Origin of the sequence: Vreelandella titanicae BH1 (assembly GCF_000336575.1) — a bacterium.
Classification (GTDB): domain Bacteria; phylum Pseudomonadota; class Gammaproteobacteria; order Pseudomonadales; family Halomonadaceae; genus Vreelandella; species Vreelandella titanicae.
Genome location: NZ_AOPO01000003.1, coordinates 268,650 through 281,742, shown reverse-complemented (window position 1 = coordinate 281,742; position 13,093 = coordinate 268,650). Strand labels below are relative to the sequence as shown.

Annotated in this window: 13 protein-coding genes; 6 read left to right on the top strand and 7 right to left on the bottom strand. The window is 57.8% G+C overall.

From position 1 onward, the window contains the following. Window positions 1-43: 43 nt before the first annotated feature. The 4 genes from HALTITAN_RS08650 to HALTITAN_RS08635 form a co-directional block, all read right to left on the bottom strand. A complete protein-coding gene (locus HALTITAN_RS08650) occupies window positions 44-967 on the bottom strand; it encodes an AraC family transcriptional regulator (RefSeq protein ID WP_039858867.1) in 924 nt (307 codons plus the stop codon). Window positions 968-1,040: 73 nt separating this feature from the next. Continuing rightward, window positions 1,041-1,448, bottom strand: coding sequence for a DoxX family protein (locus HALTITAN_RS08645; protein WP_083868754.1), 408 nt, complete (start codon window positions 1,446-1,448; stop codon window positions 1,041-1,043). Window positions 1,449-1,663: 215 nt separating this feature from the next. After that, window positions 1,664-3,172: an ATP-binding protein gene (locus tag HALTITAN_RS08640; protein WP_009286860.1), complete on the bottom strand. Its 1,509-nt coding sequence runs from the start codon at window positions 3,170-3,172 to the stop codon at window positions 1,664-1,666. After that, window positions 3,169-3,888 (bottom strand): response regulator, encoded by a 720-nt coding sequence (locus HALTITAN_RS08635; protein WP_009286859.1) that lies wholly within the window; start codon window positions 3,886-3,888, stop codon window positions 3,169-3,171. The genes HALTITAN_RS08640 and HALTITAN_RS08635 overlap by 4 nt, the downstream gene beginning before the upstream one ends. Window positions 3,889-4,481: 593 nt before the next feature. Between HALTITAN_RS08635 and HALTITAN_RS08625 the strand changes: the two genes are divergently transcribed. From HALTITAN_RS08625 to HALTITAN_RS08615, 3 genes are read left to right on the top strand one after another with little or no spacing between them, the layout of a single operon-like run. Further along, window positions 4,482-4,931: a (2Fe-2S)-binding protein gene (locus HALTITAN_RS08625; protein ID WP_039858865.1), complete on the top strand. Its 450-nt coding sequence runs from the start codon at window positions 4,482-4,484 to the stop codon at window positions 4,929-4,931. Window positions 4,932-4,976: 45 nt separating this feature from the next. Beyond that, window positions 4,977-7,145, top strand: a complete 2,169-nt coding sequence (locus HALTITAN_RS08620) for a xanthine dehydrogenase family protein molybdopterin-binding subunit (protein ID WP_051051959.1) — start codon at window positions 4,977-4,979, stop codon at window positions 7,143-7,145. Window positions 7,146-7,176: 31 nt separating this feature from the next. Next, entirely contained in the window at window positions 7,177-8,190 is a 1,014-nt protein-coding gene (locus HALTITAN_RS08615) for an XdhC family protein (RefSeq protein WP_051051956.1), read from the top strand. A gap of 171 nt (window positions 8,191-8,361) precedes the next feature. Here the strand turns inward: HALTITAN_RS08615 and HALTITAN_RS08610 are convergent, their stop codons facing one another. Then, window positions 8,362-9,321, bottom strand: coding sequence for an AraC family transcriptional regulator (locus HALTITAN_RS08610; protein WP_236614946.1), 960 nt, complete (start codon window positions 9,319-9,321; stop codon window positions 8,362-8,364). Window positions 9,322-9,488: 167 nt separating this feature from the next. Between HALTITAN_RS08610 and HALTITAN_RS08605 the strand changes: the two genes are divergently transcribed. From HALTITAN_RS08605 to HALTITAN_RS26335, 3 genes are read left to right on the top strand one after another with little or no spacing between them, the layout of a single operon-like run. After that, complete coding sequence (locus HALTITAN_RS08605; RefSeq protein WP_051051955.1) at window positions 9,489-10,547, top strand: aldo/keto reductase; 1,059 nt, start codon at window positions 9,489-9,491, stop codon at window positions 10,545-10,547. Further along, entirely contained in the window at window positions 10,516-11,388 is an 873-nt protein-coding gene (locus tag HALTITAN_RS08600) for an aldo/keto reductase family oxidoreductase (RefSeq protein ID WP_039858862.1), read from the top strand. Before HALTITAN_RS08605 ends, HALTITAN_RS08600 begins: the two co-directional genes overlap by 32 nt. 55 nt (window positions 11,389-11,443) lie before the next feature. Further along, window positions 11,444-11,665 (top strand): SDR family NAD(P)-dependent oxidoreductase, encoded by a 222-nt coding sequence (locus HALTITAN_RS26335; protein WP_039858861.1) that lies wholly within the window; start codon window positions 11,444-11,446, stop codon window positions 11,663-11,665. On the opposite strand, the gene HALTITAN_RS08590 is transcribed toward HALTITAN_RS26335, so the two are convergent. Continuing rightward, window positions 11,652-12,575, bottom strand: coding sequence for an NADP-dependent oxidoreductase (locus HALTITAN_RS08590; protein WP_039858859.1), 924 nt, complete (start codon window positions 12,573-12,575; stop codon window positions 11,652-11,654). The genes HALTITAN_RS26335 and HALTITAN_RS08590 overlap by 14 nt on opposite strands. Continuing rightward, a complete protein-coding gene (locus HALTITAN_RS08585) occupies window positions 12,572-13,042 on the bottom strand; it encodes an ester cyclase (RefSeq protein WP_039858972.1) in 471 nt (156 codons plus the stop codon). Before HALTITAN_RS08585 ends, HALTITAN_RS08590 begins: the two co-directional genes overlap by 4 nt. Between the last annotated feature and the right edge of the window lie 51 nt (window positions 13,043-13,093).

The following is a 13,093-nucleotide window of genomic DNA, read 5'->3' as shown; positions in this document are numbered from 1 at the left end:
GCATACTGGCCAACACGCTTACGCATTCAATGGGACGCAAAGGTCACGCTGTGGTAACCGTTAACGGCGATACTCTATGTTCAATAGATCTTCGAGCTCGCAGAGCGTCCTGTTTCGGCGGCTTCTGAAACAGCCGCCCATATTCGCGGGTAAACTGGGGCACGCTCTCGTAGCCCACCTCAAAAGCAGCGCTGCTCGCAGAGAATCCTTCATTGAGCATCAAACGGCGCGCTTCAATCAGGCGAAGTCGCTTCTGGTACTGCCCCGGCGTGAGCGACGTCATGTGCTTAAAGTGCTTATGAAACGAGGTGCTACTCATTCCCGCTTCTGCCGCAAGTCGCTCAACGGGCACACGCGACTGATACTCAGCTCTGAGTACCGTAATGGCGGCGGCAAGACGGCTTGCATGGCTGTCAGGGTCTGCCAGCGCCCGCAAAGCATTGCTGTGAGGCCCTGAAAGGAGCCAGTAGTGCAGCTCCCGCATGATTCCTGGGCTCAAGAGCGGCGCTGCTTCTGGGCGATCCAACAGGTGCATCAGCCGTGATGCGCAATCGAGCAGTGCGGCTTCGGTGTCGACGGCGAATAGCGTAGGCATCCCTGAAGTGCGCTGCGGGCGGGGGGTATCGATATGGGCGGTGAGTTCGCGCAAGAGCGCCACCTCCAGTTCGACAGCGATCGCCAGATAGGGCTCGCTCGGGCTTGCTTGCACGACCCGTCCGATGACCGGCATGTCAGCACTAACGAGGACGGACTGCCCGCTAGAAAAAACCCGTTCCTCATTTCCCACTATTAAGCGCTTCGCACCCTGCAGAACCAGGCATATCAGCGGCCTGTAAACCGAATGCAGGTCGCCGGATGGCGCCTTGAGGCACATCATACGTAACCCCGGAATCGGGGTTAGCGCCATACCACGGTTGTCGGCGTAGCGGCTGGTATAAGCCCGGACAGCCTGTTTGAGCGAGTTCATAGGTTTCCTCCCGCATTTCAGCTGGAACTTATCATAAAGGGATGGCATGAGGGGATGGTTTCAAACAACGGTCTCACCCCACCCGGCTTTGCGCACGCGAAACATCAAAGCTCCACACGCCAGGGCCTGCGGCACTAATATAGAGAAAGATGAAGCAATAAAGCATGGCCGCTTCACCGTGGTTGAGAACAGGAAAAAAACTGTTCGAGCTGTGCGCGATAAAGTAGGCAAATGCCATTAAACCAGAAAGTAAGAAAGCCGTTGGTCGCGAGAACAGACCTATTATTAGCAACAACCCGCCCACTACTTCCAGGATGCCAGCGGTATAAAGCATGGGGTTAAGGGGATACTCGAAAGGGGCGGGCCAGTTGAAAAGCTTCATCGTCCCATGTGTCAGGAAAGACCCAGCGGCAAAGATTCGCAGAACGCTGAGAAAGTACGGAGCCAATTTGCTCAAGCGGTGCATTGGTAGTGTCGGCATATTGTCCTCGCTCTATGCTAGAGATTACGGTGCCGAGCTAACTAAGCTCTACGGCGACAACGAGGATGGTAGGTGATGGTTGTGTCCACGATATGCCGTAGTTTTGGTTATTTTGTAGCGAACTGTGCCACTAACGCTAAATCATAATAAACAATGTGATGAGTTTGCCTTGCCATATTGGGCATGGTTACTGGAGTGTCAGGGCAAGAAACAGGCTATTTCGGTGAGTGAGCACTTTGCACGGAGCGTGAAGTTTTTTTGAGTCGCCAGATACGCTCTTTTCGCACTGGCGCTGCGTCTACACTGCCTTCTCTGGGAAGCGAAATGATGGCTTGCATACCGGCTTCGCCATTGAAAAACGAGATATCTCCCCCGTGCTGCCGTGCGACTGCACGCACTATCGAGAGGCCGAGACCGATGCCTCCGGTCTGTCTGTTTCGCGACGTTTCAAGCCGGACAAAAGGCGCGAAAACCTTCTCTTTCATGTCGTCCGGAATCCCTGGCCCACGGTCTTCAACGACGATATCAACCGTGGAAGGAGTCTCCCGAAGAGACACTTTTGCCTCACCCCCATAACGCACCGCGTTCTCGACCAGGTTTCTTAACGCGCGGCGAAGGCTATCTGGTCGACAACGGTACTTCATCTTAACGCTCTCGACATGGGTGACCGGATGTCCCAGATCAGCGTGGTCGTCACAAATACTCCCCACAAGCGCTTCCAGATCAATGGTGCGCGTTTCCTCTTTAATCGACTCTCCACGTGCGAACGAAATCGCGGCTTCCGTCATCGACTGCAGCTCGTCAATTGTCGCTATCATCTTACGCTGGATATCTTCGTCGTTAACGAATTCGGCTCTTAACCGAAGCGAGGTCAGCGGCGTCCGTAAATCATGGCCAATCGCTGCAAGCATCTTCGTCCGATCCTCTACGAAACGATGTAGACGGCTTTGCATCTTATTGAAGGATTGAGCTGTGCGCCTGATCTCTTCTGGCCCCTCTTCCAACAATGGCGGCAGGTTTTGCCCTCGCCCTAAAGCTTCAGCGGCTGTGGACAGATTTCGTAGTGGTTGGGCGATACGGCTTGCTATAAAAATGCTGATCAAAGCGAGCATGATAGCAGTAAGCCCAAGCGAAATCAGAGGCTTGGATGTCCACAAACTACCTTTATCGTGCTGATAAAAGGCCGCATTCAACCAACGCCCGTCACCCAGTTGCGCCTTGTACCCATACCCAAGACTGCCTGAAAACTGGAGCACCTTGGTTGGCTGCGACAGCATCCACAAATAGGGCGTTGGCGTCCACCATGGGTCATCGGCGTTTGCAGTGGCCACTTCGTCGACGTTCGGTAATTTCGGATGGGGAGACCCAGCCCATCCTAATGTTCCATTTGGATCGACGGCGCTATCCAAAGGCCGGGAAAGCTGGGAAAGGGCCGCTAATCTCCAGGCATTAGGATCCGCAGGGTCGCTGTCGGTCAACCAGTATCTTAAATAACTGCCTTCACTTGCACGCAGAGCCTGCTCTCTCAATGGCGGCGATAGCGATTCCACCAAGCGGGTCACTGATGACGCTCGGCTGATAAATTCAGCTTTTACCCCTGCATCGAACTTTTTGGTGTACTCATCCATGGAAATCAGGAAGGTAAGCGCCTGGGAGACGATTAACGCCGCTAGCGTCAGCCCGATGATTTGTATAGCCAAGCTTTTACGCCAAAGACGAATCATTCGAACACGACCTCAGTACACAGGCTGTAGCCACCGCCCCAATGGGTTTTGATGATCGACGGATTCTTGGCATTCTCCTCAATCTTCTTCCGCAGACGGCTAACCTGGTTATCAATGCTGCGGTCAAAGATGTCGGCTGTCCTCCCAACCGTCAGATCAAGAAGCTGCTCTCGGCTGAGTATTAACCCAGGCCGCTCAATGAAAACCTTGAGAAGACGAAATTCCGCTGTACTGAGAGGAATGCCAACACCATCATCACCGAAGATTTCCTGGCGCCCTAAATCGAGCTTCCAATGTCCGATGCGCACTATCCTACGATTGAGAATTGTACCCACCGGCGTAGAGCTGGTAGCACGACGGAGGACGGCTCTAATTCGAGCAAGAAGCTCACGCGGATTGAATGGCTTAACCAGGTAATCGTCCGCGCCAAGCTCGAGACCGACGATACGATCTGTATCTTCGTCCATCGCAGTCAGAAATATGATAGGAACATCTCCGGATGCCCGAACCTCCCGGCATAGCGAGATACCGTCCTCACCGGGCATCATGACATCGAGAATGATCAGGTCGACCGTCTGTCGCGCGAGGATTCGTCGTAGGGTTGCCCCCCCTTCCGCTACGCTGACCTTGTAACCTTGATGCTCGAGATACTCCCGCACCAGATCCCGTATATCATTATGATCGTCAACGACGACTACATGTGTGGCCTCGTGCATTGCCCTAACCTCCGCGCCGTGAACCTGAAACTCTCGTCAGCCGATATCTGGCCAGCCTTCTTAGCCAGTTCATCATAGAGTCGCGTCGCCTTCGCCAACCCCGACTTCACTTTAATCATTGACGGAATCCTAGGAACCCCACCGTGCGCTTCTGGATTAGTTGCGGCATAGGCAGCATAGAGTGTCGAGAGCGCTCCGGGTGAGACGTGATGCAGAGCATAATCAATACGATCAATTTGTCGCTTAAGTGTGCCGTACTGATACCAAATTGTAGCAAAGTGTCTCCCAAAGGAGGCGAGCTGGGCGGACGAATCCTTTCAGCTCCACTTGTGACTTCAGAATCGACCAAATAGAGCGAATCTACCTGTTTCCCTGCCGCATTCAGGTTGAACTTAGCATGATGTCGAAGGCCTTCCTCGCCCCCTGCAGGAAAAGGCAAGGTTTGCGCAGGTGCTGGCAAGTATTGTCTCCATCAAGTTGTTAAAAAAGATAACGCAGCCTTGGCCGAAGCCAACTGCTGCCTCTAAGGCAATCGAGAAGAGCCAACAACCCTGCCATGTTACGACCCGGAATGAGGCCAAGGAGAAACACCCATGACAGCATTTACGATCAACGGACGTGCGGTAGACGTTACCGCCGAGCCGGGTACACCGCTTCTCTGGGTGATCCGGGAGCAACTGAAACTCACCGGCACCAAGTTCGGCTGCGGCGTCGCACAATGCGGTGCGTGCATGCTGCATGTGGATGGTGAGCCGGTGCGTGCCTGTGTTTTCCCGTTATCTGGCGCCGAAGGCAGATCCATCACCACGATCGAAGGGTTGTCCGAAGATGGCTCGCACCCCGTCCAGCAGGCCTGGGTGGAACTGGACGTCCCGCAATGCGGCTACTGCCAGTCGGGTCAGATCATGAGCGCCGCTGCGCTTCTGGCGCGCAATCCGCACCCTACCGATGCGCAGATCGATGACGCAATGAGCGGCAATCTTTGCCGCTGCGGCACCTATGTGCGCATCCGGGCGGCCATACACCGTGTCGCCGAAAGCTAACCGGCACCGTATCACCTCAAGTCTTATGGAAAGGACAGGTCAACAATGAAAACACATCATTTATCCTTTAGCCGTCGCGCCTTTCTAGGCGGCACCTTAGTGGCAGGCGCCGCGCTCATCATTCCCCTTCGTCTACCCACGGCCTGGGCACAAGAGGAAGAGGATCCCCTCCTTTCGCACGCTTATATCCGCATCGGCACGAGCGGCCAAGTGACCTTCCTGCTACCCACGAGCGAAATGGGCCAGGGCACCCACACAGGCCAGGCCCAGATTCTCGCCGAGGAGCTGGGCGCCGATTGGTCGAGTATTACTGTCGGCATGCCGAATAAGCTCTCCGACGACTACAGAATTCCATTCATCGGCCAGATGCGTTCTGTGGGTTCGTTCGGCATCCGTTTCTGGCACGACCCGCTGCGCCGCGCGGCCGCCCAGGCACGGCAAATGCTGACCCAGGCGGCGGCCGAGCGTCTAGACGTAGCAGCGGCAGCCTTGCACGCCGAGAACGGCTGCATTGTCCACGCCGACAGCGGCCGAAGGATTCCCTTCGGTGACCTGGTGGAAGACGCCATGGCGCTGCCGATGCCTGAGGATCCAACCCTCCGACCCGATAGCGAACGCACGCTGACCGGGCGCAAGGTAGCGCGTCTCGATACCCCGGCAAAGGTGACAGGCAAAGCCGTATACGGGATAGACGTCGAGCGCGAAGGCATCCTATATGGCGCCGCCCGACTCGCCCCGGTCTTTTCCGCCGACGTCGAGTCATTCGATGAGAACAGCGTCTCCGGGATGCCGGGCGTTGTCGCCGTGGTTCGCGTGCCGCGCGGCGTAGTGGTGGTTGCCGACTCCTGGTGGCAGGCCAAACAAACAGCCGACGCCCTGGATATCACCTTCACACAAACACCGGCGGATACGCTTTCCACCGATGAGATAGATGAAATGCTTCGCCAGGGACTGGATCGAACCGATGTCCCTATCACCACGCTGCGGGGCGAGGCCGAGGCAACCCTGTGGGACGACGGTCAGGTCGTCGAGGCCGAATACTCGGTGCCGTTTCTGACTCATGCCAGCATGGAGCCGATCAACTGCACGGCCGAGTCCACCGAGGAACGAACAGAACTATGGATCGGCACGCAGGGCCAGGACATCGTGCGCATGACGCTCGAGAATGCGATGCAGATACCGGCTGACCAGTTTTTCATCAATACCACCTATTTGGGTGGTGGCTTCGGGCGCAAGACCCACGGCGAGATCGCCCTTCAGGCAGCGCTTGCCAGCCGCGCCGTCGATGGTCGGCCGGTCAAGGTGCTATGGGCGCGCGAGGATGATGTTCAGCAGGGCCAGTATCGCCAGACGATGATGTGTCGCTTCCGGGCGGTTCTGAACGAGGCCGGCCAGATCACCGGCATGCGCATTCGCGTCTCCGGGCCGCAAATGGGCCGCGAATACGGCATTGATCCGGAGCAGCGGGCGCAGTCGACGGGCAATCTCGCCAACTTCGATCCCTTCTCGCTCGGCGGCCTGTCGGACATGCGCTACGTCATCCCCAATTTTGTCGTGGATCATGCCGTGGTCGACCTGCCAATCCCGCTTTGCCCCTGGCGTTCGATCGCCCACTCCTTCAACGGCTTCTTCTTTGAAAGCTTCATGGACGAATGCGCTGCAGCAGCGGGCCGCGATCCGCTGGAGTTTCGCAGAAGCCACTGCACCGATCAGGCGAGGATGCTCGCCGTCCTTGACCGGGTCGCCGAGATGTCGCATTGGCACGAGCCTGCGGCAGAGGGAATCTCGCGCGGCTTGGCCGTGGTAGAAAGCTACGGCTCCTATGTTGCCCAGGTAGTCGAGGCTAGGGCTGACGATGAAGGTATTCAGGTGGAACGTGTCCATGCCGCTATCGACTGCGGACGCGCGATCAATCCGGGCCAGGTGGAAGCGCAACTACAGGGCGCCGTCATCGATGCGCTCGGAGCAGCCATGAGGCAGAAGGTGACGATCCGTGACGGCCACGCCGAGCAGTCGAACTTTCACGACTATCCGTTGCTCCGCATCGGGGAGGCACCAGCCGTGACGGTGAGCATCGTCGATATCGGCTCGCCGCTAGGCGGCGTGGGTGAGCCGGGCATTCCCCCGCTCGCCCCGGCGCTGGCCAACGCGCTATTTGCCGCTACGCAGCAACGAATCCGCCACCTGCCGCTTTCCGATCATGTTCAGGGTTAGCGCAGCCGACCACAGATTGATGAGGCCTACCATGTACCTGGAACACGCACAGGATGTCCTTGGACAGTGGCTCGATTGGCGCAGAGAAAGCAAGACAGCTCTCGTTATCGTGACCGCGACGGAAGGTGGCGCCGTGCGCATGCCAGGCGCCATGATGGCCGTGTCCGCCACGGGTGACCGTTGCGGCTACATTTCAGGCGGGTGCATCGACGCGGATGTGGCCCATCATGCGCGGCAAGCGCTTAGCACGGGGCGGGTCAAGCGCCTGAGGTACGGCAAGGGCTCACCGTTCATCGATTTGCCGCTACCCTGCGGTGGTGCCATTGATGTTTGCGTACTGCCCAACGCCCAGTTCAGTGTTTTGCGTGCCTGCCATGATCAGCTCGCCACGCGCCAGCCGGTAACGATCACACTTTCTGACTCTGGCTCGCTCGGATTGGGGCATCTGCCCACTCCAGGCGCTCTGTCTTTTCAGTACATACCCAAGCTCCGCCTGCGCATCGCCGGGCGCGGCGCCGATAGTCTGGCGCTTGCCCGGCTGGCGACGGCAAGCGGCATCCACACCGAGCTGCAACTCCGCGATGCTGCCGAAGCCCAGGATGCCCAACGGTTAGGAATCGAGCGCGTTACGACGCTGACGGTTCCTTCGGCGCTTCCCAAGCTGGACGATGATCCATGGACGGCGTTTCTGCTCGCCTTCCATGACGTGGACTGGGAGGAAACGCTCCTCGCCCAAGCGCTCATAGGCCCCGCCTTCTATATTGGCGCCATTGGCAGCAAAGCTACCCATGCGCGGCGCTGTGAGAGGCTTCAGTCAATCGGTTTTACTGAGAAAGAGACTCACCGCATCCGCGGGCCCGTCGGATTGATACCTTCCATGCGCGACGCTTCATCGCTTGCCGTGTCCGTACTCGCCGAGATCGTAGAAGCCTATCAACGCAAGGTACGACATCCCTTCAGCTCGACCGCGCTTGCGCTGCTCGCCGATATGCCGAACGTTCCAGACACACACCTTTTTCAATCTTCGTCATGCACTAACGCCTGAGCGCTCCGCGGTCATGTCCGTTGGAGGGGGATCCCATCTGCCACCTGCCATCTTCGCTAGCACAAGCTGAATTGGATCATTTAGTCGAAGCAACTCGAGTCGATGGTGGATTGGGAGCCTAAAGGTGAAAGCTCAGCCGCCGCCCCCGCGATTGCTTGCCTGAGTTTAGGCTCAAGCAATGGATCCGGTCTCCGGTGAGCTATCGGCTTCGGCCTGTAGCACCCTGTCAAACGAAGCCCCCCGGGCATAGCGCGCAGGCGGCAGCCCGACATGGCGGGTGAAGGCGACGCTAAAGGTGCTGGCGGAGCTGTAGCCAACCCGTTCGGCGACGTCAGCGATACTGGCTTTTTCTCTGCGCAGCAAATCCTTGGCCAAGGCCATACGCCAGGCGAGCAGGTACTCCATTGGCGCGATGCCCACCGCGCGACCAAACCGCTCGTAAAACGCGGAGCGGGAGAGTGTCGCTTCGTTTGCAAGCTGTGCAACCGTCCAGGGGCGCTCGGGACTCTCATGTATCCGACGGATTGCGATCGCAATCCGCTCGTCGGTAAGACCGCGCAGTAGCCCGGGCGAGGTGTCCGTCGTACCGTCAGAGCGAAGGGCCTCGATGAGCAGGACTTCCAGCAGGCGTTCCAGAACCACATCCCGCGCCGGTCGCTGCGCACGCGCTTCATCGCCGACGAGTTGCATGAGAGTGGCCAGCCGATCCACTCCCCGAACGTGTACAAGCTTGGGGAGCAGCGACGAGAGCAGAGCCGCATCCGGGGATCGAAAGACACAGTAACCCACCAGAAAGCGGACATCGGGAGAGCCGTCTGGGGTGCCGACCCTGTGTTCGCCATCGGGTAACACGATGGAGGTATGAACGATGTCTTCGGGGGTCGTGGGCGAGTGGCTCGACATTGAGAAGTTATACGCGGAAGGGAGGAGCACGAAATCCCCCTCTTCGAGGACGATCTCGTCGTGCCCGTCGGCTTTGAGACGGCATGCTCCCTCAAGAATGGCGCAATAGAAAGGGCGCCCGACCTCTGTGCGGAGAACTCTCCAACGACCGGCGCCGCTACCCCGTTTCGAAAACGGGGTAGCGGGTTGAAGGAGCGTGACTACCTGGGCAAGCGGATCGAGCAACACAGGACACCTGCAAACTAAATACGGACGATTTATTGTAGTTCATCCTGTTTCGGCTTGCCATACTCGATTCATGGCAGATGCCAGAGGCGCTCTGCAGCGGGGATCTCTCCCGCGACTGTTGTGAACATGATTCACCTGCGCCGTTGCCATCATACGAGGAGAACACCATGCAATATCGTCAACTTGGCCGTACCGGCATCCAGGTCAGCCCCTACTGCCTGGGCACGATGATGTTCGGGGGAATCGCCAATGCCGATCACGATGAATGCGTCGGCATGATCCACAAGGCACTCGATTTCGGCATCAATTTTATCGACACCGCCGATGCTTATCACCAGGGCGAGTCCGAGGAAATCGTCGGCAAGGCACTGAAGGGGCGGCGAGACGATGTCGTCCTTGCCACCAAGGCGTCTCTCCCGATGGGGGACGACCCCAACCGCCGGGGTGGCTCGCGGCGTTGGCTGACCCGCGCGGTCGAAGACTCGCTGCGCCGCCTGCAGACCGACCATATCGACCTTTATCAGATTCATCGGCTGGCGCCGGATACCGACATCGAGGAAACGCTGTCGGTTCTCACCGACCTGATGCGCGAGGGCAAGGTGCGAGCCATCGGTGCCTCGACCGTTCCTGCTTCCGCCATCGTGGAGGCGCAATGGGTCGCCGAGCGACGCGGGCTGGCCCGTTTCCGCACTGAGCAGCCGCCCTATTCTATTCTCAACCGTTCGATCGAGCGGGAGGTGCTGCCCATCTGCCAGCGTTATGGCATGGGAGCGATGGCTTGGAGCCCGCTGGCTAAGGGTATGCTCACAGGCAAATACCGCAAGGGTGGAGAGCAACCGGACTCGCTGCGCACGAAATATTTCCCCAAGGCGATGTCCGACGAAGCCAGCCTCGACGCTGTCGAGCAGCTCATCCCGCTGGCCGAAAATGCGGGCCTGTCGTTGACCCACATGGCACTGGCCTTCGTCGTGACGCATCCGGCGATTACATCCGCCCTCATCGGCCCCCGCACGCCCAAGCAACTCGACGATCTGCTCGCCGGCGCGGAGGTGCAGTTAAGCGATGAAATCCTCGACCGGATCGACGAAATAGTCCCACCGGGCGTTGATGTGGCGCCGCTGGAAGGAGCGGCCTATGTCCCGCCGGCGATCGCCCAGACATCCCTGCGGCGGAAAACCAAAACAGGAGACTTTCATGAACGACATCGAACAGGTAGGCACCTTTAAATTAGGTGATCGGCAGATCAAGCGCATGGGATATGGCGCAATGCAACTGGCCGGCCCCGGCGTATTTGGCCCGCCGAAGGACAAAGAGAGCGCCATTACCCTACTTAGAGCAGCCGTGGAATACGGTGTGGATCATATTGATACGTCCGACTTCTATGGCCCCCACATCACCAACCGAATCATTCGGGAGGCCTTGCATCCCTATCCCAAGGAGTTAACGCTTGTCACAAAAATCGGCGCCAGGCGTGACGACAAAGGTGACTGGCTTCCGGCCTTCTCTAAGGCTGAGCTTACCCAGGCAGTCCACGACAATCTGATTAATCTAGGCTTGGAGCAGATAGAGGTGGTGAACTTGCGGGCAATGTTTTCTGCGCACGGTCCGGCTGAAGGTTCCATCTCTGAACCCTTTTCAGTACTTGCAGAACTACAGCAAGAAGGGCTTATTCGCCATTTGGGTGTCAGCAATGTCACCGAAAAGCAAATCGAAGAGGCCCGCGCCATTGCGCCTATCGTCTGTGTGCAGAACCATTACAACCTTGCCCACAGACATGACGATGCTCTCATCGAGCAGCTTGCACAGGATGGAATTGCCTATGTCCCTTTCTTCCCCTTAGGAGGCTTTACACCGCTGCAGTCTACAATTCTGCAACAAGAGGCAGAAACGTTACAGGCATCGCCGTTGCAGGTTGCTCTTGCCTGGCTGTTACAGAGATCCCCAAACATCCTGTTAATTCCTGGAACATCATCCAAGGTACATCTAGAGGAAAATTTGGCTGCCGCACAGTTGGTTTTGCCGGAAGAATCGGTCAACAATCTCAATCGCATTGCCAGCGAAGCTTGAGTGGAAGCAACACGGGCAATACCGCAAGCGCCCCCGAGGTAAGGGGGCCATCCATGTGCACGGACGTGATACGTTACGCGGAGCGGCCGTTGTCCATGCCGTCGAACAGGCCGGAGGAACCGCCCGGTTCTTCGAGGCTGACTTCGCCTCTCTTGGCAACGTGCATAGACTCGCTGATGCGGTTCACGCGGAATGCTCTCATCTTGACGCTCTCGTCAATAATGCCGGAATCTCGAAGCTGGGGCTGGCGGCTGCGGTCAAGCTCAATCGAATGTGATGATGATTTTGCCCCGTGCATGCCCCGAGGCCTGATGTTGGAATGCTGGAATGAATTCTGTAAACGGCACTGTTCGATCCACAAGGATCCGTAGACCGTACTGATCGATAGCTTTCGATACTCTCGCCAAGCGCTGGCCGTCGGAAGCATGGAATACGAAACCGGCAGTGACGTTATGAGCGGCTGCCAAAGTGTCATCAGGTGGCATGACGGTAGATAGTAGATGTCCACCCGCCCGCAGCACGTCGAAAGAGCGTCGCTGGATTTCGCCGCCCATCGTATCGAGGACGACGTCGATGTCGGATAGCTTCCGGGTGAAGTCCTCGCGGCGGTAATCGATGCACATGTCAGCACCGAGCAGGCGGACGATATCTAGACCGCTGCCCGAGGCCGTTGCGATGACCTTTGCCGCGACACGATGAGCGAGCTGAATGGCAAAGCTGCCGACGCCACCCGTGCCGGCATGGATCAATACTTTCTGTCCCTCAGTAAGCTCGAAGGACTCGAACAAGGCTTGCCAGGCCGTTCCGGCAGCTGTCGGAATGCCAGCTGCTTCATTGAACGGTAGAGTACTAGGTGCCTTCGCAAGGAACTCCTTCGGCACCAAGGCGTATTCTGCAAAAGCACCTCCGGCGGTCGGGTCGGTTCTGGCGACCACCTGGTCGCCGAGAGTCCACCCTTCGACATCCGCCCCCAGTTGCTCGATGACACCGGCGAGATCGGTGCCTAGCGTGTAGGGAAAGGTCAGGGGAAAGAACTGTTCCATGTAGCCACGTTGCAGCTTGACGTCGAGCGGGTTGAGACTAGCGGCCCGGACTCGAACCAATACCTGACCGCTAGCCGGCACTGGCTTGGAGACGTCATCAAGGTGCGGCTCGGCCTCATAGCCGGTGATACGGATGACTTTCATCGTGTGTTCTCCTGCTGAATCGCAGGCCAGGCGCCGACCTGATTGAGCCATCCAAACCAGTCTTCAAGGTGCCAGGTATGGGTCAACCTGCCGTTAGCGATATGGTGGAATTCGTGAATCGCGAGCTGGCAGGTCTTGCCGGTCGGTGCAATGCCAAACCACTCGCCTTCATGTGTGCCTGAGATCACGGCTCGCACGGCGGCCCGGCCAGGAGCGCTGATGATCTCGTGGATAGTAACCTTCGCATCGGGAAACGCAGCTCTGAAGTCGGCAATGAGCGGTTTCATTCCGTCTCGACCTGCTATTTGTCCAGGAGCGAGTGGTATATCCTGCCAATCGGCCGCGACAGCATCGTCGAGCAGTTCCGGCTTTCCTTCAAAGGCGCAATAGAATGTTTCGATAGCCTTGAGTTCTTCAGCGGGTAGGCTCGCTACTTCGGCCTTGTGCTGAGTGGTTGAATCAATCATGGGGGGCTCGCTGTGAGGGTTCTCGTTGTGAGGGTTTTCATAGCTTAGGGC

What these genes read in the sequence shown, in the direction of transcription:
- HALTITAN_RS08650 (WP_039858867.1), bottom strand. Translation starts at nt 967, where the DNA reads ATGAACTCGCTCAAACAGGCTGTCCGGGCTTATACCAGCCGCTACGCC.
- HALTITAN_RS08645 (WP_083868754.1), bottom strand. Translation starts at nt 1,448, where the DNA reads ATGCCGACACTACCAATGCACCGCTTGAGCAAATTGGCTCCGTACTTT.
- HALTITAN_RS08640 (WP_009286860.1), bottom strand. Translation starts at nt 3,172, where the DNA reads ATGATTCGTCTTTGGCGTAAAAGCTTGGCTATACAAATCATCGGGCTG.
- HALTITAN_RS08635 (WP_009286859.1), bottom strand. Translation starts at nt 3,888, where the DNA reads ATGCACGAGGCCACACATGTAGTCGTCGTTGACGATCATAATGATATA.
- HALTITAN_RS08625 (WP_039858865.1), top strand. Translation starts at nt 4,482, where the DNA reads ATGACAGCATTTACGATCAACGGACGTGCGGTAGACGTTACCGCCGAG.
- HALTITAN_RS08620 (WP_051051959.1), top strand. Translation starts at nt 4,977, where the DNA reads ATGAAAACACATCATTTATCCTTTAGCCGTCGCGCCTTTCTAGGCGGC.
- HALTITAN_RS08615 (WP_051051956.1), top strand. Translation starts at nt 7,177, where the DNA reads ATGTACCTGGAACACGCACAGGATGTCCTTGGACAGTGGCTCGATTGG.
- HALTITAN_RS08605 (WP_051051955.1), top strand. Translation starts at nt 9,489, where the DNA reads ATGCAATATCGTCAACTTGGCCGTACCGGCATCCAGGTCAGCCCCTAC.
- HALTITAN_RS08600 (WP_039858862.1), top strand. Translation starts at nt 10,516, where the DNA reads ATGAACGACATCGAACAGGTAGGCACCTTTAAATTAGGTGATCGGCAG.
- HALTITAN_RS08590 (WP_039858859.1), bottom strand. Translation starts at nt 12,575, where the DNA reads ATGAAAGTCATCCGTATCACCGGCTATGAGGCCGAGCCGCACCTTGAT.
- HALTITAN_RS08585 (WP_039858972.1), bottom strand. Translation starts at nt 13,042, where the DNA reads ATGATTGATTCAACCACTCAGCACAAGGCCGAAGTAGCGAGCCTACCC.